At 41.2% G+C, this 20,510-nt stretch carries 19 protein-coding genes; 10 read left to right on the top strand and 9 right to left on the bottom strand.

Going from position 1 to position 20,510, the window contains the following annotated elements:
- The first annotated feature begins 37 nt into the window (after nucleotides 1–37).
- The 4 genes from KDU71_RS12115 to KDU71_RS12100 all read left to right on the top strand — a co-directional run bounded on the left by KDU71_RS12115 (nucleotide 38) and on the right by KDU71_RS12100 (nucleotide 4,995).
- Entirely contained in the window at nucleotides 38–1,729 is a 1,692-nt protein-coding gene (locus KDU71_RS12115) for a chloride channel protein (RefSeq protein ID WP_244828450.1), read from the top strand.
- A gap of 385 nt (nucleotides 1,730–2,114) precedes the next feature.
- A complete protein-coding gene (glyA, locus tag KDU71_RS12110) occupies nucleotides 2,115–3,395 on the top strand; it encodes a serine hydroxymethyltransferase (protein WP_212191292.1) in 1,281 nt (426 codons plus the stop codon).
- Between the two features lie 238 nt (nucleotides 3,396–3,633).
- Complete coding sequence (tnpA, locus tag KDU71_RS12105; RefSeq protein WP_212191290.1) at nucleotides 3,634–4,068, top strand: IS200/IS605 family transposase; 435 nt, start codon at nucleotides 3,634–3,636, stop codon at nucleotides 4,066–4,068.
- Between the two features lie 171 nt (nucleotides 4,069–4,239).
- Entirely contained in the window at nucleotides 4,240–4,995 is a 756-nt protein-coding gene (locus tag KDU71_RS12100) for a sulfite exporter TauE/SafE family protein (RefSeq protein WP_212191281.1), read from the top strand.
- 329 nt (nucleotides 4,996–5,324) lie between these two features.
- Here the strand turns inward: KDU71_RS12100 and KDU71_RS12095 are convergent, their stop codons facing one another.
- The 5 genes from KDU71_RS12095 to KDU71_RS12075 all read right to left on the bottom strand — a co-directional run bounded on the left by KDU71_RS12095 (nucleotide 5,325) and on the right by KDU71_RS12075 (nucleotide 12,304).
- The gene (locus tag KDU71_RS12095) at nucleotides 5,325–6,278 is read right to left on the bottom strand and encodes a TonB family protein (RefSeq protein WP_212191279.1); all 954 of its coding nucleotides are present in this window, start codon (nucleotides 6,276–6,278) and stop codon (nucleotides 5,325–5,327) included.
- Nucleotide 6,279: 1 nt separating this feature from the next.
- The gene (locus KDU71_RS12090) at nucleotides 6,280–6,675 is read right to left on the bottom strand and encodes an ExbD/TolR family protein (RefSeq protein WP_212191277.1); all 396 of its coding nucleotides are present in this window, start codon (nucleotides 6,673–6,675) and stop codon (nucleotides 6,280–6,282) included.
- On the bottom strand, nucleotides 6,675–7,064 hold the full coding sequence (locus KDU71_RS12085; protein WP_212191275.1) for an ExbD/TolR family protein: 390 nt from the start codon (nucleotides 7,062–7,064) through the stop codon (nucleotides 6,675–6,677). Before KDU71_RS12085 ends, KDU71_RS12090 begins: the two co-directional genes overlap by 1 nt.
- Nucleotides 7,065–7,066: 2 nt before the next feature.
- Nucleotides 7,067–7,762, bottom strand: a complete 696-nt coding sequence (locus KDU71_RS12080) for a MotA/TolQ/ExbB proton channel family protein (RefSeq protein ID WP_212191274.1) — start codon at nucleotides 7,760–7,762, stop codon at nucleotides 7,067–7,069.
- Between the two features lie 120 nt (nucleotides 7,763–7,882).
- Nucleotides 7,883–12,304, bottom strand: coding sequence for a translocation/assembly module TamB domain-containing protein (locus KDU71_RS12075; RefSeq protein ID WP_212191270.1), 4,422 nt, complete (start codon nucleotides 12,302–12,304; stop codon nucleotides 7,883–7,885).
- Between the two features lie 118 nt (nucleotides 12,305–12,422).
- Between KDU71_RS12075 and tsaD the strand changes: the two genes are divergently transcribed.
- From tsaD to KDU71_RS12045, 6 genes are all read left to right on the top strand, one after another.
- Nucleotides 12,423–13,442 (top strand): tRNA (adenosine(37)-N6)-threonylcarbamoyltransferase complex transferase subunit TsaD, encoded by a 1,020-nt coding sequence (tsaD, locus tag KDU71_RS12070; RefSeq protein WP_212191269.1) that lies wholly within the window; start codon nucleotides 12,423–12,425, stop codon nucleotides 13,440–13,442.
- Nucleotides 13,443–13,578: 136 nt separating this feature from the next.
- Nucleotides 13,579–13,860 carry a PqqD family protein gene (locus tag KDU71_RS12065; RefSeq protein WP_212191268.1) on the top strand — a complete coding sequence of 94 codons (282 nt, stop codon included), beginning with the start codon at nucleotides 13,579–13,581 and terminating at the stop codon, nucleotides 13,858–13,860.
- Between the two features lie 27 nt (nucleotides 13,861–13,887).
- Complete coding sequence (locus KDU71_RS12060) at nucleotides 13,888–14,097, top strand: hypothetical protein (RefSeq protein ID WP_212191266.1); 210 nt, start codon at nucleotides 13,888–13,890, stop codon at nucleotides 14,095–14,097.
- A gap of 3 nt (nucleotides 14,098–14,100) precedes the next feature.
- Complete coding sequence (locus KDU71_RS12055) at nucleotides 14,101–15,003, top strand: hypothetical protein (protein ID WP_212191264.1); 903 nt, start codon at nucleotides 14,101–14,103, stop codon at nucleotides 15,001–15,003.
- Nucleotides 14,996–15,442, top strand: a complete 447-nt coding sequence (locus tag KDU71_RS12050; RefSeq protein ID WP_212191262.1) for a S24/S26 family peptidase — start codon at nucleotides 14,996–14,998, stop codon at nucleotides 15,440–15,442. Before KDU71_RS12055 ends, KDU71_RS12050 begins: the two co-directional genes overlap by 8 nt.
- A gap of 95 nt (nucleotides 15,443–15,537) precedes the next feature.
- Entirely contained in the window at nucleotides 15,538–17,319 is a 1,782-nt protein-coding gene (locus tag KDU71_RS12045) for an ABC transporter ATP-binding protein (protein WP_212191260.1), read from the top strand.
- 1 nt (nucleotide 17,320) lies between these two features.
- Here KDU71_RS12045 and KDU71_RS12040 read toward each other — a convergent pair whose 3' ends face one another.
- The 4 genes from KDU71_RS12040 to KDU71_RS12025 form a co-directional block, all read right to left on the bottom strand.
- Complete coding sequence (locus tag KDU71_RS12040) at nucleotides 17,321–18,643, bottom strand: porin family protein (protein WP_212191258.1); 1,323 nt, start codon at nucleotides 18,641–18,643, stop codon at nucleotides 17,321–17,323.
- The gene (locus KDU71_RS12035) at nucleotides 18,637–19,188 is read right to left on the bottom strand and encodes an RNA polymerase sigma factor (RefSeq protein WP_317195166.1); all 552 of its coding nucleotides are present in this window, start codon (nucleotides 19,186–19,188) and stop codon (nucleotides 18,637–18,639) included. Before KDU71_RS12035 ends, KDU71_RS12040 begins: the two co-directional genes overlap by 7 nt.
- Before the next feature lie 162 nt (nucleotides 19,189–19,350).
- A complete protein-coding gene (gene smpB / locus KDU71_RS12030; protein ID WP_244828449.1) occupies nucleotides 19,351–19,812 on the bottom strand; it encodes an SsrA-binding protein SmpB in 462 nt (153 codons plus the stop codon).
- Nucleotides 19,809–20,402: a Yip1 family protein gene (locus KDU71_RS12025; RefSeq protein ID WP_212191256.1), complete on the bottom strand. Its 594-nt coding sequence runs from the start codon at nucleotides 20,400–20,402 to the stop codon at nucleotides 19,809–19,811. Before KDU71_RS12025 ends, smpB begins: the two co-directional genes overlap by 4 nt.
- Nucleotides 20,403–20,510: the final 108 nt, after the last annotated feature.

Below are 20,510 nucleotides of genomic sequence, written 5' to 3'. Positions count from 1 at the left end.
GCATATTAGTCAAAAACACTTTATTTTATTACTTAGTTTGTTAGTCGGAATATTTAGCGGACTAGCTGCTGTGACGCTTAAAAATGCCGTACATTTTACTCACCACTTTTTAACAGAGAACTTTAGCCTGGAGAAAGGAAACTACTTATTTCTGGCATATCCGATGATTGGTATCTTAATCACCATCCTGATTATTAAATTCTTTGTTAAAGATAGTCTGGGACATGGTGTCAGCAAAATCCTTTATGCCATCTCCAAGAAAGGCGGACATATAAAGAGTCACAATAACTACTCGTCCATCATCACCAGTACCTTTACCATTGGTTTTGGTGGTTCGGTTGGAGCAGAGGCCCCGATTGTGCTCACGGGTGCATCCATTGGTTCAACGCTGGGACGCTTGTTCAGAATGAACTACAAAACCATCATCCTGCTTATGGGATGTGGAGCTGCAGGTGCCATCGCCGGCATCTTTAAGGCGCCCATTGCCGGGTTGGTTTTTACACTGGAGGTATTAATGCTCGACTTAACCATGGCGTCTATTGTTCCCTTACTTATATCGGCCATTACAGCATCAACCATCGCCTATTTCTTTTTGGGCAAAGGCGCCGAATTTGCATTTACCCTTGAAGCACCTTTTCTGCTGAATAACATCCCTTACTATGTCCTGCTTGGCATACTGGCCGGGTTTATATCCTTGTATTTTACCCGCGGCATCATGAATACCGAAAAGCAGTTTGGCAAGATGAAAAACCCGTTTTCGAAATGGATAGTGGGTGGATTGGCACTGAGCTTACTGATTTTCCTGTTTCCTCCGCTATATGGCGAAGGTTATAACACCATTATTGCCTTACTTAATGGCAACAGCGAGGCTGTGATGGGCGAAAGTATATTTTATGCCTGGCATAACAACATTTGGGCCCTCATCGGTTTTCTGGTATTACTTATCATTTTTAAGGTATTTGCCACAGCTGCCACAACCGGCAGTGGAGGTATAGGTGGTATCTTTGCCCCCACACTATTTATGGGCGGAGTAACCGGCTACCTGTTTGCTAAGCTTATGGAAACACTGGGACTGGCAGAGCTGCCCTCGTCGCACTTTACACTGGTTGGCATGGCTGGTATGATGGCTGGTGTAATGCACGCGCCACTGACAGCCATCTTTCTGATAGCCGAAATAACCAATGGCTATGGCCTGTTTATTCCATTGATGATTACCTCTACTATTGCCTACCTGACCATTATGTATTTTGAGCCTCACTCATTATACACCAAGCGCCTGGCACAAAAGGGCGAACTGATTACCCACCATAAGGATAAAGCAGTGCTAACACTAATGCGCCTGGAGAAAGTGCTGGAGACAGACTTCAAATGCATCTATCCGGAGATGACATTAGGTGAACTGGTAAAGGTCATATCCACCTCAAAACGAAATATTTTTCCGGTGATTAATCATAAAGATGAATTATGCGGCATTGTGCTACTGGATGATATTCGTGAGATAATGTTTAACAATGAGCTTTACAACGAAACAACCGTTGAAGAACTCATGTCAATACCGCCTGCCATGATAGAAATTGATGAAAACATGGACCGGGTGATGCGTAAGTTTGAAGATACCAGCGCCTGGAACCTGCCGGTAGTTAAAGACGGTAAATACCTCGGCTTTGTCTCAAAATCAAAGATATTCTCCGTTTATCGTCGTGTACTTATTCACTATTCGGATGATTAATTCAAATACCTGGTGCATTGTGCCTGGTAACTAGTGCAGCCTTCTCAGCAAAGTATTTCTCCCCCATGTACTTTTTATGAGCTTTGCAGGGTAAAAAGATGAATGATATCAATGTTGCTGTTTATCATTTTTGCCTCTCATAAAAAGTTATAAACTGCAATGTTTTTTTTATCGGCTGGTTCGCGTAAATTTGTGTTCCTTTGATAAAAACAACCCATTGACAGCAAGGTAATAATACCTGGCGTGATCAGTTACAACCTGCAACGGCAGGAGCAAAAAGAGAGAAATAGTTTAATAAATAATCATAATCAGTCAGTATTAACTACGCAAAATTGACTAAAAATCTTGTGTTTTGATACTCACATCTTAAAATCATATCAATAAGATGAAACGCGATACTGTAATTTTCGACCTAATTGAGAAGGAATACGCTCGCCAAAAAGAAGGTATTGAGCTAATCGCTTCAGAGAACTTTGTAAGTGAGCAAGTAATGGAAGCTCAAGGTTCTTGTTTAACTAATAAATATGCTGAAGGCTATCCGGGCAAACGCTACTACGGTGGTTGCCAGGTGGTAGACCAGACTGAGCAATTGGCTATTGACCGTGCTTGTGAGTTATTTGGTGCTGAGTATGCCAACGTACAGCCTCACTCTGGAGCTCAGGCAAACGCCGCTGTATTTTTTGCCGTACTTAAGCCAGGTGATACTTTCATGGGCTTGGATTTGGCACACGGTGGACACTTAACACACGGCTCACCGGTTAACTTCTCAGGTGTAACATACAACCCTGTTTGCTATCATGTTAAAGAAGATACCGGATTGGTAGATTACGATGAGATGGAAGCTATTGCTCGTGAGCACAAACCTAAAATGATTATTGCAGGTGCTTCGGCTTACTCACGCGAATGGGATTATGCCCGCATGCGTCGCTTGGCTGATGAGATTGGTGCATTACTACTTTGCGATATGGCTCACCCGGCTGGTTTAATTGCCAAAGGTCGTTTGAACAATCCTGTTGAGCACTGTCACATTGTAACTACTACTACTCACAAAACACTACGTGGACCACGCGGTGGTATGATTCTGATGGGTAAAGATTACGAAAACCCATTTGGTTACAAAACACCAAAAGGTGAAACCAAGATGATGAGTGCCGTACTGGATTTCGCCGTATTCCCAGGCCAGCAAGGTGGTCCTTTAGAGCACGTGATTGCGGCTAAAGCAGTTGCTTTTGGCGAGGCGCTTTCTGATGATTTCGCTGTTTATGTAGACCAGGTTCGCTCTAACGCACAAGCTATGGCTGCTGAGTTTGTTAAGTTGGGATACAAAATCATCTCTGGTGGAACAGATAACCACTTAATGCTGATCGACCTTCGCACTAAATTCCCTGATATCTCTGGTAAGAAAGTGGAGAACACTTTAGTGAAGGCTGATATCACCATTAACAAAAACATGGTGCCTTTCGATACACGTTCACCATTTGCCACTTCAGGTTTCCGTGTGGGTACGTCTGCTATCACATCACGTGGATTGAAGGAAGACGACATGCGTACTATCGTTAATTTGATTGACGAAGTAATTTCGAACATCGATAACGAAGAAGCTATTGCTGAAACACGCAAAAAAGTAAATGCATTGATGGCTGATAAGCCTATGTTTGCATGGTAGAACAAAGCTGATAGCTGTTGGTTAATGGCTGATAACTATTTACAATGCACATAATAAAAATACAGAGCCGCTTTCGTTGGAGAGCGGCTTTTGTTGTTAATTGGGATGTCAACATAAAATTATCCAAAGAAAACACTAACTTCCTAATCTATAAACAATTTTAATTCACATAACACCGTCCTTCAGGGCGGTGCATATAATGTGATATTCCACCGGCTTTAGCCACAAACTTTTACCTATGTCGTACACCCGCATTTGGCTACATTGTGTTTGGGGAACAAAGAACAGATTCCCCTTTATAGATGACTCCAATAAAAAACAGATTTTTAAACACATTAAAGAGAATGCTAGTATAAAAGGCATCTATATTGATTTTATCAACGGTCATCAAGACCATGTGCATTGTTTACTTGCCTTAAAATCCGACATGACCATTACAAAAACAATGCAACTATTAAAAGGTGAATCATCGTTTTGGATTAACAAAAACAACTTGTGCCAAAGCAAATTCGAATGGGCAGATGAATATTTTGCTGTTTCTATTAGTGAATCACAAGTATCTAAAGTAAGAGCATATATCAAAAATCAGGAACAACATCATAGGCATAGTTCGTGGGCTGAGGAATATGAAAAATTCATGTCTGCGTATGGCTTTGATAAAATAAATGGCTAAAGCCATTAGCTCCTTACCACTTATCCACCATGCTAAAGCATGGTGTTAGGTGATGCCAAAATAGCTGCCAGCTAGGAGAGCGCTTTGCTTATAGCTATTAGCGATTTACAAGACCTAAAAATAGAATAGAGAGTCACTTTCTGTTTTACCTGAAAACCATACATTTGCAATATGGACATTTCGATACTCAATGCTGCATTACTTATTCTGGCCGGACTCTTTGCCGGTTTCATCAACACCCTGGCGGGCAGTGGTTCGTTAATCACTTTGCCCCTGCTGATGTTTCTTGGCTTGTCGCCGCACCAGGCTAATGCCACCAATCGGGTAGCTATCTTTTTCCAGAATGTGATAGCGGTGCGCAACTTTAAACAGCAGGGACTGATTAATTACCGGAGCAGTCTTTTTCTGGTTATTCCTGCCATTATTGGTTCTGTTATTGGCGCCTCTATTGCTGTTACAATTGATGAAGCAATTCTAAACCTGTTTATCGGTTCACTCCTTTTCGTCATGTTCTTTGTCATTCTGCTAAAGCCCGATAAATGGGTGAAAGCACAAGCCGGACAAGTGAATGAAAAACCTGCCTTCTGGCAGATTGTTATCTTCTTTTTTATTGGCGTCTATGGTGGATTCATACAGGCAGGTGTCGGCTTCTTTTTACTGGCAGGCCTGGTGCTGGGTGTTGGCTATGACTTAATAAAAGCCAATGCCATAAAGGTGTTTATTGTATTGGCCTACACAGCCATTGCATTGGGTATCTTCATCTGGTCAGGCCAGGTGAATTACCTATACGGCATTATCCTGGCCATAGGTAATGCCAGCGGGGCTTTTATCGCATCTAAATACGCGCAGCAGATAGGCGTTAAGTATATTCGGTACATATTGCTGGCTACAGTATTTGTGGCAGGTCTTAAGGTGTTGTTCTTTTAATTTCACCTTGAAAACCCCATGGGGACGGCTCACCCTTGCCGGGGACAACTCACCTATACTGGGGACAGCTTACCCCTCCAGAGGACATCATCACCTAAACTGAGGACTGGCTTACCCTTACGGGGGACTGGCCCACCCTTACCGGGGATGGCATCACCTAGATTGGGGACGGCTTACCCCTCCGGAGGACATCATCACCTAAACTGAGGACTGGCTTACCCATACTGGGGACTGACCCACCCTTACCGGGGACGGCATCACCTATATTGGGGACAGGCAACCCCTTACAGAGGACGACATCGCCTATAGTGGGCAGATGGTTGTCATGCTTAGTCCAGCTGAAAATAATAGGTAATGGTACCTTGTGCGTAGGCGCTGGCATTTTTATCAGCATTGAACTTAGCGCGGCGTGCTGCTGCCTTGGCATTCTCTACCAGCTCGCGGTCCTGCGTATTAGAACCCTTTAACTGAAACTCGGCCGACGTCACATTACCATTTCTGTCGACAATAATTTTGATCACCACAATGCCTTCCTTATTGGAGTTGTGCTGTGGCTTTGGTAAACTACCAATCAACGAGCGGCCCTTCAGATCAAAGCCACTACCCGAATCGCCTAATCCCGATCCGGTTCTGTTTTTTGAATTCGGATCTCCAGTCACGTAGCCCTGGTTGCCGCTACCACCCGTTTCACCTTCCGAAGAACTATCGCCGGTACCTTTTCCACTAAAGGCACCCGATACACGGTTACGCGCCTCGGCAGCCTGTCGCTCCTGCTCCTCCCGCTTTTTACGTTCGGCTTCTTCGCGGGCACGTTGTTCGGCCAGCTCCTGTTGACGTTTGGCCTCCTCTTCGGCTGCAATGCGCTGCCTTTCCAGCTCTTTTTCACGCTCAATGCGTTCTTGTTCTTCACGTTCCCGACGTTCTTTATCCAGTCGCTCCTGCTCTTCTTTTTCTTTCTTCTTTTGCGCTTCCGACTTTACTACCGGGGCATCATCAAAATCCTGGGTTGCTACCTCATCTTTACTTTCAGGCTCGGTTACTTTAGGTTCAGGCACCTTTTCTACTTTGGGTGGCGGAGGTGTCTGCTGTTGCTCCACCGGTGGCGCCTGCGATTCTTTCGGCTCCACTTCACCCTGCCCCAATACGGTATCCCCAAAGTTCACCAGTATGCCCTCTTCTTCTTGTGGTAATGTTTGAAGGCCAAAGAATATCAACAACAACAATATTATACCGTGAAATATTATCGAGCCTATAATGCCATATCTCTTATCCTTTTCTTCCATCTTATTTACCCTGTGTAGCCAATATCAGTTTGTACTTATTACGGATAGCAATATCCCTTATCTTCCCAACGACCGAAAATGGCACCGACTCGTCCACGTGCAAGGCGATATAGGTATCGGGGCTGACCTCAATAATTTCCTTCAATCGCCGCTCAATCTTCCAGAATGGCACCTCTTCTCCCTCCACATAGTAGCGCATATCAGCTGTTACAGATACCGTTGTATTGGGCTTAGCCGACACCTGGTGATCACTTTTGGGCAACACTAAATCGCGCACTGCCTGTGGCGTTACCAGGGTTGAGGTAATCATAAAAAAGATGAGTAACAGAAAAACAATGTCCGTCATGGATGACATGCTGAAGCCCGAATCTACTTTACTTTGTCTTTTTAGTGCCATTACCTGATATCTAAAATTACTTTTATTCCGTTCGATTCTGCTATATCCAGAATACGGGCCACATGGCCGGTTGATGCATTACGGTCGGTGCGCAACCTTACAATAGCTCTATCGCTGCTGCTGAAAGCATTTATTAAGCCCGTTTCAACGTTATCGGTGCCAAAGCGCTTCCCATCCACATAGTATCTGCCCGATTCCGTGACACGCACATTCAGGTACTTCTCCACCACCACCTTTTTAGTGGCTTTCTTAGGAATGAGCAACTTAATAGCATTGGGGTGTACCATGGTTGATGTAATCATAAAAAATATCAACAACAGAAACACAATGTCGGTCATAGACGACATGCTAAACGCTGCACTAATCTTTGTTCTTCGCTTTAAAGCCATGCTTAATGAGCTGGTTCATTTAATAAATCCATAAACTCCATGGTGCGGGCTTCCATTTTAAACACCACCTTTTCTACTTTGGCCACCAATATATTGTAGGCAAAATAGGCAACAATACCAACAACTAATCCGGTAACCGTAGTGACCATGGCCGTGTAAATACCCGATGACAGCAACTGCACATCAATATTATTACCGGCATTGGCCATATCAAAAAAAGCCTTTACCATACCAATTACGGTTCCCAGGAAACCAATCATTGGGGCTCCACCAGCAACAGTTGCTAATGTAGGCAGACTCTTCTCCAGTCGGCTAATCTCTAAGTTACCTACATTTTCGATGGCTGTATTCACATCATTAAGCGGACGACCAATACGAGTAATGCCTTTTTCAATCATGCGCGACACCGGAAAATCGTGCGACTGGCACAAAGCCAATGCTGATTCGATTTTCCCATCATGGATGTAGTCCTTTATCTTATTCATAAAGCCGGCATCCTCTTTTGTTGCACGACGAATAGCCAGGTAACGCTCAATAAATATATACACAGCCACAAACGAAAGCAGCACCAATGGTATCATAATTAAACCTCCGGCTTTAGCCATCTCCATGTAATTCATGCTCTTTTCGGCTCCTTCAGCCAATTCGTCTACAGGCATTTCTTCAGCAGTTGCCTGAATGAACAACAACAAATTCATATCAATTAGTTTTATAATATTATCAAAACCCATAAGGAAGCAAACACAACCTCTTCCTTACCCATAAATTATTCAAGGCTAAAAATAGTAAAATAGCTATGTAATAAGTAACGAAAAGATTTAATCTTTAGTCTCTTCTTCCTCCTTCTCTTGCCCTTGTTCTGCTTTTTTCTTATTCTGACCCGATATTTTCAGCCAGTATTTATGCATGAGTTCCTCTAGCGTATCAAACTCTTCGCGGAAAGACACACCAACACCCTGAGTGGTTGGCGACACATTATAATCACTGGAATAAATTAAATCGTTATTGGTATGCGTGTAGGCTTTAGCCCTTAAACTACCTGATTTATTCAGTTTTACTTCCACATCAAAATCACCAATGAGGTTACTTGGGCGAGTTTGGTCCTGTCCATAACCCACATTACCATTCACCAGTACCCTGTTATTAAACATTTGCGTTGAAAGCGCCACCTCCACCTCATCATCTGTCATTTCACTTGCCGGACGATAGCTTACACCTATATCAATATCACGACTTATTTGTGACAACCAATGACTTAACTGATTGGATAGCATCTCGGTAGTGGTAACTAAAGCCGCATTGTTACCAGCTGATAACCCGGTTGGGTTATTAGCAGAGGCATTTTCGGTGGTGTAAAACTTATTCAATACCAGCAAAGACAATACCTGACGATTGGTTTCCTCTTCGGTATTAATATAGGCATCAATAATATTCTGATTATAATCCTGGCTGGATGGTGTCTTAATTTCAAACTTCACATTTGGCTGTGTCAGTCGGTCACTCAACAGCAGATTACAGTTAACGGGTATACGCCGGCCAAAGTCTCTTTGCGATTCATCGGAATAATCACCAATCAAATCCAACAGGCTTGTTTTCAGCTTATAGGTGGCATTAAGGTCAATATTAGCATCATACGGGTTACCATCCCAGTTAATGCTTGAACCTTGATTTATAACAAATTTCTTATTTAACACGTTTCGAAGGGTAAACATATAGTCTCCATTGTCAAAATTAAAATCGCCGTAGAAGTTGATACCTCCCTCTTTATCCATTTTAACCTGCAGATTGCCATTACCACTTCCCCTGAGTATATCGCCAACAGTTGAGTCAAATATCACCTGACAGCGGGCATCGGGCGTAATATCCAGATCCATACTTACGGTCATCCCGGTCAAATCAATATCGTATTCATTACTTACCTCAATGCCCTCTTTGCGTTGCGTGTCTGTTTCATCAACAGGATTAATGAACCGAATAAAACTACTCTCTTCAGCACTTTCTTCATCGGTAAGGGGAATAAAAAACTCTGTATTCTCACGCGTCCGTCCGGCAATATCAATTATTAAATCCTTTGTCGTTCCGTTTATTGCCATGTTGCCATCGGCATAAACCTCGCCGTAATACAAAGGGTTATCGCTGTATTTAGTATCCATTACCAACATGTTGTTGGCTATAAGGCTAAGGTTATAGCTCATATTTCGAAAGGCCGTGTGATGAATTGTACCATTAAAACTTCCTTGCTTCCCATTCCTGTCGGCCACCAATAGATTTTTAAAGATCATTTCATTAGGCTCGAAAATAACCGAATCGGCGACGGAATAAGTTGTCTTAAGCAAACCAACATCAAAAAACGCCTTATTAATACGAAGTTTACCAAGTAATTCGGGGCTACTGAGTGCACCAACCACAGCAATCTGCCCACTGGCTGTACCCGTTAAGTTTTGCATTATTCGGCTCAGGTAAAGATTCAGAAAACCTATTTCCAGCTGATCAATATCGAAATTCATGTTTAACTGTTGTTGGGCCAAATCAATATATCCGCCACCTATAAGCGACTGCTTTTCGTCCTTAACCACATTTGCCTGGACGTTTAACTGATTCTTCTTTGGTTGATAGTCGGCCACAACTGAAAAATCACCAACCTCATCATCGTTAAAGACAAAACCATCAACCGCCAAATCTCCGCTTATGACAGGTGACTTATATATGTTCTGAAAATCCAAGGTGCCACTCAAAGCTCCCGACACCTGCACCTGCTGCAGATTTTGGTAACCAATAATGTCAGACAAACTGATATTTTGCAAATGAACCCGTAGTCCATCTTTTACATGACGATGAGCAAAACCATTAATACCCACCTCCTGGTTGCCATGGTGCACCCTGAAATTTTTCATTGAGAATCCGTCTGGGTGGTAATGCAAAGTAGTTGGCTGAATCTCCCATAGGCTGTCACGCACCATGATATAGGAAGGATGAAAATTACAAGTTGCATACACGCCGTTATCCCTTGCTTTAAAGGTGGTCGTTGTCAAAATGGATCCGCTATTGGTATAGTCGTCCCAGTTATTCCAGAAAATATTGAAATCAACCGTATCATTATGGGCACTATGGTGAAAACTCAAATTCTGAAAAGTGCCAAGCTTATCTACACTTAACTCTCTGAACCGAGAAACTACATCCAGCTCATCACTTTGTCCACTGGAAATATGCACCTCTGGATGACTGGCACTTAATCCATTCGCATCAATATATTGCAACTCCACTTCAACATCCATCTCCCCTTGTGATGAATTATAGCTGCCTAACAGCAAACCTTCATCGGAAACACTTATACCAGGGGCTAACACTGCTGCTATTTCAGAAATACGTTTAAAAGTGCAGGAAAAAGTAAAATCGTTATGTGTCAGCTCTTTTTCTTTGATGTTCACAGAATTTGTTAAAGCAGGCAAATATTGAGTGAGATTCTTTTTGAGCAAGCTACCAATGTGCGTAAAATTATAAACACCCACCAAATCGCCTTCAGCAATATCAGACTGCAGCACAACGCGCTTTCTCTCCCCCTCACGCACAGAAATGAGCAACAACGAGTCAATGGCCACATCATGGTCATCTGACAGGTATGAGAAATTATCTAGATGCATAAACCCAACAATATCATTCAGGTCTTTACCCGAAATATCAGTTTCTACATCAACAGTAAGCGAACTGTTTTTATGTTTTGAATAGAGGTTGAGGCGATCTAGTTTTATATCTGTTAAGTGGGCATTAAAGCTGAAGTTGGGAATATCCCCCGACAGATCAATTTTCCCATTAAATCCGACTTGCCCGTTGGGATCATCAATTAAAAAATCACCATCAAATTTATTGTTCTCAAAAAGGCCGTTCAATCGAATATTCTTATAATCATATTTATTGATGGATAAAGTATCGATAACGCCACTCAAATAAGCATCAAACTGCTCGGTTGAACGCCGCCTTCCATTAATAGCCACGGCCATTGATACTTTTCCAACATACTCCTCGGCCCCGGCCAGTTGACCTATATCAAACTGTTGCGTCTTCAGGTTACCCGAAAATACCAGATCATCCTGGCTATCTATCTTCAGCCCAATGTCTGTACTTATCTGTCCCAAGGCTGTTGTAAACTCACCATAGGCCACCATGTCAGTTAAAAAACCTGTAAAGTTTCCCTGATAGTTTATTTCATTTAAACTATTGATAGCCGCCGGTAAGGTTAAAGCCTGCCCTTTCACATGCGAAAAAAGTTGCTCTAAATCGGAAGGGGTGGTACTCAACCGGCTTACTTTTAAATACAAAAAAGTTTCGTCAATATTTGGCAATCCACTAATATCGAAGCTTGAAACCAATTGCGAATGAGGCCCGAAATAAATTCTGGCATTACGCCCCTTTATGTTATTCACCGTGCCATACACTACGCCTGAAAGACCAATGTTTGCAGCTCGTTTCAGTGGACTAATCTTAACAATATCTGCTTCACTGAAATCGGATTTTCTGACATCTGCATAAAAACTACCAATTTGCTCAAGCCCCTTTTCTCCTTTATTAAACTCAAGAGCTAACGAGTCAATATGTAATGATGAACGGCCGGTTGAAATTAAAGCCTTATTTAAGAACAGGCACGAATCACCAACAGCCACATTAGCCTCCACCTTTTCAAGATTAAGGTGCATCGGATTTTTAAGTCCAAATTCTTTGATATCAAAGCGCCAGAGACTATCCTTTCGCAAGTCATGTAACAGCAGATTGATTTCTGAAATAGTGGTAGCGCGTGACAATGAATCAACAGCATAATCGACTGTTCCATTTTCAACTTCAAGGTCCCTCAGACCTATTGTCCATTTTGAATTTCCTGTGCGCCTGTTGACAAGCCTTTTAGTTAAAAAGCTGTAATTATATACCGAATCTTCTTTTTGAATATTTACATCGGGACCTTGAACACTCAAGAGCCCAACATAAAGCTCCTTGCTTCTGAAATATAACGAGTCAATGTTTGCAGAAACACGCTCAACAACCAGCAGTGTATCCTTATGCTGATCATAAATCACAATATCATCCAGCACAAGTGTCTTAAATGGTCGAAAGTGGACCCGTTTGATAGTTATATCAGTGTTTAAATCTTCGGATAATTCAGCAGTCACATAATTCACTACAGATGTCTGAACTGCAGGCAATAACAAAACAGAATACAACAAGAGCGGCACTAGTAATAGTCCCGCCAATACATACAATCCTATTTTGATATTTTTTTTTATACTTTTATCCCGTTTTAACCCACCAAAAGTAAGAAAAAGGCGGGAATAATAATTTGATTAGGGATAAATCTATCTGATAAAAATTATGAGTGCGATAATTTTGGGAATTGAGTCATCATGCGATGACACTTCAGCGGCTGTTATTAAAGATGATGTCATATTATCAAACGTTGTAGCTAATCAGGATGTGCATAAAGCCTATGGAGGTGTGGTGCCAGAGTTAGCTTCACGAGCGCACCAACAAAATATCATCCCGGTAGTTGAAAAGGCCATTAAAGATGCAGGGATAAGCAGAAACGACATCAACGCAGTAGCTTTCACGCGCGGTCCCGGACTGATGGGATCATTATTAGTGGGCACCTCTTTCTCTAAAGGCTTTGCCTTGGCCAATAACCTGCCATTGATTGAAGTGAACCATCTGCACGCGCATGTAATGGCGCACTTCATTAAAGAGAATGAACACGATACAAACCAGCCTTCATTTCCTTTTCTATGCCTTTTAGTATCAGGTGGCAACAGCCAGATTATTGTTGTCAGAGATCACCTGAACATGGAAATAATTGGACAAACCATTGATGACGCTGCCGGAGAAGCCTTTGATAAATGTGCTAAAATTATAGGGCTGCCATATCCGGGAGGTCCTTTAATTGACCAACTGGCAAAAGAAGGCAATGCTGAAGCATTCAAATTCAATAAGCCAAGAATTAAAGATTACAATTACAGTTTCAGTGGTTTAAAAACCTCAGTTCTTTACTTCCTTCGTGATGAATTAAAGAAGAACCCTGAGTTTATTGAAGAGAATAAAGCTGATATTTGTGCCTCTTTGCAAAAAACCATTATCGATATATTGATGGATAAGGTGATAAAGGCAGCCAAAGATACCGGCATTAAGCAGGTTGCATTAGCAGGGGGTGTTTCTGCTAATTCAGGCCTGCGCGACAGACTAACACAATTAGCACAAGAAAAAGGTTGGAAAACATTTATTCCAAAGTTTTCTTATACAACCGATAACGCTGCCATGATTGCCATTAATGGTTACTATAAATATCTTAAACAAGAATTTGTTGGTCAGGAGGTAGCACCATTTGCACGAACAGAATTTTAATCAATCAAAAAATAACGAACTATTGAACTAATTAGTTGGCTAAAATGAGCCATTGGTCAAATTAATCATTACTTTTAGCATAATTGCGAATTGATTTTTTGATTTTTTATATTTTTGCCGAAGTTAAACGTATTTAGTGGGGAAATTGTACAGGAAAAAGAACGGTTTTGTTGAAAAAACAGTTGGTGATGAGATGGTGATTGTACCACTTGTTGACCAAGTTGCTCTGATGGAAAAAGTATTCTCCCTAAATGAAATTGGATCGATTGTTTATAATGCATTAAGCCAACCAAAATCATTGGATCAACTACTTGAGTTAATCCTTTGTGAATTTGAGATTGACAGGGAAACAGCCCATTCAGATTTAGAACAATTCTTAATTAAGGCTGTTGATAAAGGCATAATACAAGAGCTATAAAGGCGATAAAACGGAGACGAATCGGGAATGAATATTAAAAGAAGATATAATAAGCCAGATATTGAGGAACACTATATTGATAAAGGGGTAGTATACCTTTTTGGAAGTCCTCCATTACCTCCTAAAACTGCTCCTCAAGAGCCGGCACCAATGCAACAATCGGCACCAGATTATCAGAATCCGCCGGCACAGGATTACCCTTTCGGTAATGATTCACCTGATTTTTCTAATATGTAGTAAATGGATACGGTTTATAAAACCCAACAGTATACAATTGGGGGCATAAGATTTACAGTTAATCTCTTATGCCCCCTTTTTGACTTCGACCCAATGGGCGGGAGTAATAATTTTTCATTAGTACGACCAACATCATTAAATGAATGGACAATTAACATTAGGCTAAAGGAAAACATAAACCATCGCGAAATCAATCATATTTTTACTGGTGCAGACAAATTTGACACTGAAATACCCTACAAGTGGTCGGTGATAAGAAATGGCGAAGATGAAGGCATATTTGTTGAGTTCGAAAACCACCATTACATTAAAGAAGCTCTGGCAAATATTAATATCCAACGCAAAGAAATAGGGATCAATATCTGTGCTCAACACCTTCAAGCCTTCTCTTTCGATCCTTTTTTTCATCCCCTGGGGATTCTGCTGTTACAATACATCATTCATCATTATGGCGGTTTTGTTATCCATGCCTCAACTGTTGAGTTCAACAACAAAGGTTATTTATTCTCAGCAGTATCAGGCACTGGCAAGTCAACCATGGCCGAATTATGGCGTCAACAAGGTGCCACTATCATTAATGACGACAGGCTGATAATATTACCTGATAAGGAGGGATTTGTAGCATACAACACTCCTATGCCCTATTATCAGGATAATTACAAGAGTGTGAGGCTACACAAAGCGTTCCTAATCAATCAATCACCACACAACTATATCAAGAAGCTACCTGCTATTAAAGGCACAATGGGACTTTTAGGCAACTGCATGCAATTTCAATATGATGAACAACAAGTACAAAGCCGTCTTGATGCCTTGCACGCCATTGCCGAAAGCTGCGGGGTATACGAATGCGGTTTTAAACCAGATAATGAAATAGTTCATTTAATTACGAAGGAACTTGGCTGATACTAAACTACAAATAACGCTCAAAAAACTGCTTCAGGATGGGCACCAGGTGGAAGTACCCGCGCATGGTATTAGCATGTATCCGCTTCTGCACCCCGGCGATAAAGTTGTGGTTATTCCCAAGCTTCCCCAAACTGGTGATATAGGTGTATTTTGCCATCAGGATATTTTAATAGCTCACCGCTTAATAAAAACCGACAATTGCCATTACTATTTCAAAGGCGACGCACTTATCAGATCTGACACTCCTGTTAAAGCAAAGGATGTATTAGGTACGGTTGTCGCTCGCAAACGAAATAACAAAACAACATCAACCAACCAATTACTTTTCAGGCTATTCAAGAAACTAATGCCCAAACTTACACCTATAACAGGAAGGCCATTTAATTATTATGGTCGAATTCATTACAAGCTGACAACCCTGCTATCAGGCAATTAGTGTTTTCAACTAAGGAATTACAGGTGAGATTTTAATCATTCCAACAATAAAAGATCCTATATTTACATGGAAGTAATATAAACCACCTGTGTTGAATGAAAAGAGTCAACAAACTATCAATTAATCATCTACTTGAATCATTACGCATTGTCTATAGGAGTTCTCCTAAATGGACACTCATCAATACCATTATAACAATAATAAGAGGTTGCATTCCCTTGCTTTTGCTCTATGTTGTAAAAGAACTGATTGATGTAGTCACCAATCACATCAACACCATCAATAATAATCCCCAGCACCTCTATTACATTATTGGCGCTACTGCGCTTTTCTTTTTACTCAATGCCATAAGCGGTTCGGTAAGTAGCCTGGTAAGAGAACGCCAGAGCCATTTTGTAAATGATTACGTTCAAAACATCATCCATAAAAAAACGATTAACATTGACTACAAGTATTTTGAAGATGCCAATTATCAGGATACTTTTTACAGAGCATTGAATGATGCCAACTTCAGACCCGCCAGGGTTTTCTATGGTATTTTACAGCTGGCACAAAACAGCTTGACACTGTTGCTGATACTAATTATACTGAGCAATATCCATTGGGCCATGATACCTGTTTTAATCATTTCTGGCGCTCCCATCTTTTACTTCAGAATAGCCCATACACGCAAGATTTACCAATACAGAAAACAGCACACCGAAGACGAAAGACGCGTTCATTACTTCAACAGACTACTAACAGCCAAAGACTTCGCTAAAGAACTTCGCGTATTTAATCTGGGAGAAACCTTCAAGCGCGAATATGAGTATTTCAAACACGATTTACGGGATAAGCAGTGGACGCTTTCCAAATCCAAAACCCTGTATGAAGTAGCAGTGCAGGTTTTGGCAACAATTATTTTGTTGTTAATAATTGGCTACGTTGTGCAACAAACAGTAGAAGGACATATTAGCAGCGGTTCAATGGCCATGTACTTTCTGGCCCTGCAACGTGCCTATGCGGTACTTCAGGGACTGTTAAGCAGCCTTAGTTCACTTTACGAAGACAACCTATTTCTTCAAAACTTCATTGAGTTTAATAATATCAGCATTGAAAAATCCATTGCTAATCAACTTTTTCCTAACCCCATTAAAACTACTATTGAAATTAAAAATGTCAGCTTCAAATACCCCAACACCAACAAGTGGGTGCTGAAAAATATTAGCCTGACGATTCCTAAAGGTAAAACAGTAGCTCTGGTTGGCCGCAATGGCTGTGGCAAAACTTCACTGGTTAAATTGCTTGCCGGCCTGCATCAACCAAACGAAGGACAAATAACGGTTGACAATATCAATTGGCATCATATAGCATCATCAGAGATTTCTAAAAATATATCGGTCATCTTTCAGGACTTTATGCTGTACAATGTAAGCGCCGCCAATAATATCCGCTTTGGTAATATGCGACGCAAAGATGAAAACGGAATCATACAAGAAGCAGCCCAGAAAGCAGGGATACATGAATTATTTTCGAATCTGCCCGAAGGTTTTGACACCACCCTGGGCACCCTCTTTAAAGGCAGTCAAATGCTCAGTCGAGGTGAATGGCAACGCACCGCGCTGGCACGTTCATTTTACAATACCGACGCACAGATTATTATATTAGATGAACCAACCAGCTCACTGGATGCCTTTACCGAAGCAAAGCTTATTGCCCACTTTAAAGAAATCACGAGAAATAAAACAGCCATCATTGTCAGCCACCGCCTATCTACCATCAAACTGGCCGACATAGTGGTTGTGATGGAAAATTCAGGCATTGCAGAAGTTGGTGCCCCCGATGAACTGCTGAAACAAAGGGGAGTGTACTTTTCTATGCTCGAATCACTAAAATAGCCTAATTCACTACAAAAGTGAGGCCTCCGTACACACCAAAGGAATACGGCTGAAAGCTATTGAGCTCATTAGAGCTGACTGAATTAAGAAAATATTTGAATCTGGGTTCTAAACTCAAACGGATAGTTTTTGTGATAGGCACATCAACACCTACTCCCAGAGAACTACTAATTACAAATGGCTTAATATCGCTCGTCTCTCCTATTTTCTCTTTAGAACTGCCACTAACCGCATAAGCACTGTTATTCACTAAAAAATTTGAACTAAAACCGCCTGACACTGACAAATAGGGAAAACTATTAAATAAGGCATAACGGGCCATTAAAGGCACCTCAATGTAATCAAGTGTTTGCTTAACTGAATTGTATGAATTGTCGTAATTTAAAACTGCTGACTCAATATCGTTGGCATACGCTTGTGCTCTACTAAAATCTTCACTGGCTTTGTTAATCACAATCTCTCCAAGTGAATTAGCCGTTGCAGTATTTGGACTTATGACCCCCTCGCGCACATTTGCAAATGTGGTCGATTGTGCATTTTTTACAGACTGCCCTACCTGCGAGTATAATATACCTGTTTCGAAGCTCCAGCGCGAACCTGTATTAACCCTCACCTGCAAACCTCCCCCTAACGAGTTAATACCACTCTCATTAACTGAACTTCCGGATTTAAGAACATTTCTGGCAGGAGCTCCATAGCTCACTTTTGAATTATAAGCTGGCGAGAGCAAACCGCCTACGCTTACCGTAGCCTTTTTCTTTTCAGATACTGGTGTGGAATTATACGCATATATCGGATAATAGACTTTTTCTTGTCTGTTATGAAGCCGCCTGTCAATATCATAACTCTCTGTTACCTGAAGAGATGAATTGGGCGATAAATAATCCAATACATCTGCAGTAGCAACGGCCTTCTTTTCATTCACTGCAACAGTTACCTCCTTAGGCTGTGGTAAATTGCTCTCTATTAAAGAGGCAGGTTCCCTCTTTACATCCTCAACATTAGTCTTATTATCGACAACTCGCTCAGTAAATCCTGTAGCCTGCAAAGGTATTTCATTCTCAATATTATCTTTTTCAACCACTTGCACCTCAGAACTAGTCAATGGTTCACTCACCCTGAAAAGCCAGCCAATTGAAAGTGCAATAAACCCGGCAATACAGGCAGCAGCCAAACTACGCCAGATAACCAATACCTTCCGTTGTTTGCGTTGACTAGCAAGCGATTTCTCAAGAGAATCCCATACATATACTTCAGGTACCACCTCATGTGCAGATAGCCCTTCTTTAAAAATAGCATCTATATTTTTGCCTTCCCTTAACATACGGCCTGTTTTTTCTCCAACAATCTGTTTTCAACACTCTTTTTAAGCCACTGGCGGGCTCGTGCCAGGTTTGATTTTGACGTTCCTACAGAAATACCCGCTGTTTGAGCAATCTCGGCATGCGAAAATCCTTCAAGCACATATAAATTGAACACCAACTTATACTTTGGCGGTAACTCCTGCACCATAGCCATTAATTCATCATGCGTAAACGACGCATCATAAACTTCTTCATCTTCACCATCGGTCAGAACAGGAAATTCATCAACCAACAGCTCAGGCTGCTTTTTTCGAAACATCTCAATAACCGTATTAACCATTATACGACGCACCCATCCTTCAAACGAGCCTTTAAATCCGTACTTATCTATGTTGTTGAATACCTTAATAAAACCTTCCTGCAAACAATCTTCGGCCTCTGTTTTATCCTTGCAATAGCGCAAGCATACCGCAAACATTTTTGCAGCATATGCCTGATACAATTGCCTTTGAGCAGCAGCCTTGTTCTTCTGACATCCCTTAATTATGTCATTGAGATTATTCACAACAATTAATTACCAATTTAGCATTAAAGATGATTCTAATTAAACACCTAAACTGAATAATAAATTGTCGCAGCAGTGGCATCAACCCCATTCTTTCATAGAAATTAAATTCACCTGATAGATGAATTAATTTAGAAGGGGTTGCGTGACAGATGTTGATTTTTAGAACTTTTTTCTAGCCCTATCCATCTCCCTGCCTGCGTCTTTCATTTTAAGTGTTTCACGCTTATCGTGTTGCTTTTTACCTTTGGCCAATGCAATTTCAATTTTCACAAAGCCTCTGTCATTGAAAAAGAGTTTAATTGGCACAATGGTTAAACCAGATTCTTTGGTTTTACGCTCCAATTTCTGCAACTCTTTCTTTTTTAGCAACAATTTTCTTTCACGTTCAGGTTGATGATTATTAAAGGTTCCGTAGAAATATTCGGACACACGCATACCTTTGAGCCATAGCTCGCCTTTAACAAAGTAGCAGTAAGAATCAACCAAACTGGCTTTACCAAGTCTGATGGACTTTATTTCTGTACCTGCCAACTGTATACCAGCACTAAAGCGTTCGATCAATTCATAATCAAACGTGGCTCTTTTATTTCTTATATTGATGCGTGATGTGGGCAGACTCATACTGTAAGGTTACTGATGAAAACAAACAATCGGCTTATTAATACGGGTACAGCAAGAATGAAGATACTTGCGATGATGGTTAGCCAGATTCGGGCATCCTGCGACAAAGTTGATAACACTCTGCAGGCCAGCCACACCAGGTATATAATATACAGATTGACAATACTCGCAACAACAATGGTTTCAGGAACTAAAGCTATAATACTACCGGTAAGGTATGTAATAGCTGATGCGTAGGCAATCAACTGAAAAGCTTTTTCTTTCCCAATCTCCTGCCCTAAAAGGACACCTACCTTAACCAATAAAAAATAGCTTACATAAAGTCCGAAAAAACTGGATGAGAAAGTAAACACAGCCTCCTTAACCGCCGAACCAAAATCGAGTCCCTGATGAGATAATAAGTAACCAATAAAAGTGCTGAGAGTATATAGCCCTAACAAGGGAAAACTGAATTGCGCAAGCACCTCGTTGATAGCTTTACGCTCTGAGAAGATATCACTCCACTCCTTTTGCGGACTCACCACCAAACCTTTCAACCTACCAATCAGATTATTATACAACACTCCTAAACTTATTGTTTCCTTATTCATCTGTCATTATTAATGCAAAAAAATGTTGCGTTGCATATACAGCTTCTCAACACTTCTGTGCAAAAATAATATTTTTCCCCAACTCTTTACATTCAAGAGCTGATGCGG

The sequence above is a fragment of the Carboxylicivirga sediminis genome, assembly GCF_018156225.1.
Classification (GTDB): Bacteria; Bacteroidota; Bacteroidia; order Bacteroidales; family Marinilabiliaceae; genus Carboxylicivirga; species Carboxylicivirga sediminis.
This window is presented reverse-complemented; position numbering and strand designations above follow the sequence as displayed.

Excerpts from the sequence above, each read along its gene's own strand:
- tnpA (WP_212191290.1), top strand. The coding sequence starts at position 3,634 with ATGTCGTACACCCGCATTTGGCTACATTGTGTTTGGGGAACAAAGAAC.
- KDU71_RS12060 (WP_212191266.1), top strand. The coding sequence starts at position 13,888 with ATGAATATTAAAAGAAGATATAATAAGCCAGATATTGAGGAACACTAT.
- KDU71_RS12080 (WP_212191274.1), bottom strand. The coding sequence starts at position 7,762 with ATGAATTTGTTGTTGTTCATTCAGGCAACTGCTGAAGAAATGCCTGTA.
- KDU71_RS12055 (WP_212191264.1), top strand. The coding sequence starts at position 14,101 with ATGGATACGGTTTATAAAACCCAACAGTATACAATTGGGGGCATAAGA.
- KDU71_RS12085 (WP_212191275.1), bottom strand. The coding sequence starts at position 7,064 with ATGGCTTTAAAGCGAAGAACAAAGATTAGTGCAGCGTTTAGCATGTCG.
- KDU71_RS12095 (WP_212191279.1), bottom strand. The coding sequence starts at position 6,278 with ATGGAAGAAAAGGATAAGAGATATGGCATTATAGGCTCGATAATATTT.
- tsaD (WP_212191269.1), top strand. The coding sequence starts at position 12,423 with ATGAGTGCGATAATTTTGGGAATTGAGTCATCATGCGATGACACTTCA.
- KDU71_RS12090 (WP_212191277.1), bottom strand. The coding sequence starts at position 6,675 with ATGGCACTAAAAAGACAAAGTAAAGTAGATTCGGGCTTCAGCATGTCA.
- KDU71_RS12045 (WP_212191260.1), top strand. The coding sequence starts at position 15,538 with ATGAAAAGAGTCAACAAACTATCAATTAATCATCTACTTGAATCATTA.
- KDU71_RS12025 (WP_212191256.1), bottom strand. The coding sequence starts at position 20,402 with ATGAATAAGGAAACAATAAGTTTAGGAGTGTTGTATAATAATCTGATT.
- KDU71_RS12040 (WP_212191258.1), bottom strand. The coding sequence starts at position 18,643 with ATGTTAAGGGAAGGCAAAAATATAGATGCTATTTTTAAAGAAGGGCTA.
- smpB (WP_244828449.1), bottom strand. The coding sequence starts at position 19,812 with ATGAGTCTGCCCACATCACGCATCAATATAAGAAATAAAAGAGCCACG.
- glyA (WP_212191292.1), top strand. The coding sequence starts at position 2,115 with ATGAAACGCGATACTGTAATTTTCGACCTAATTGAGAAGGAATACGCT.
- KDU71_RS12100 (WP_212191281.1), top strand. The coding sequence starts at position 4,240 with ATGGACATTTCGATACTCAATGCTGCATTACTTATTCTGGCCGGACTC.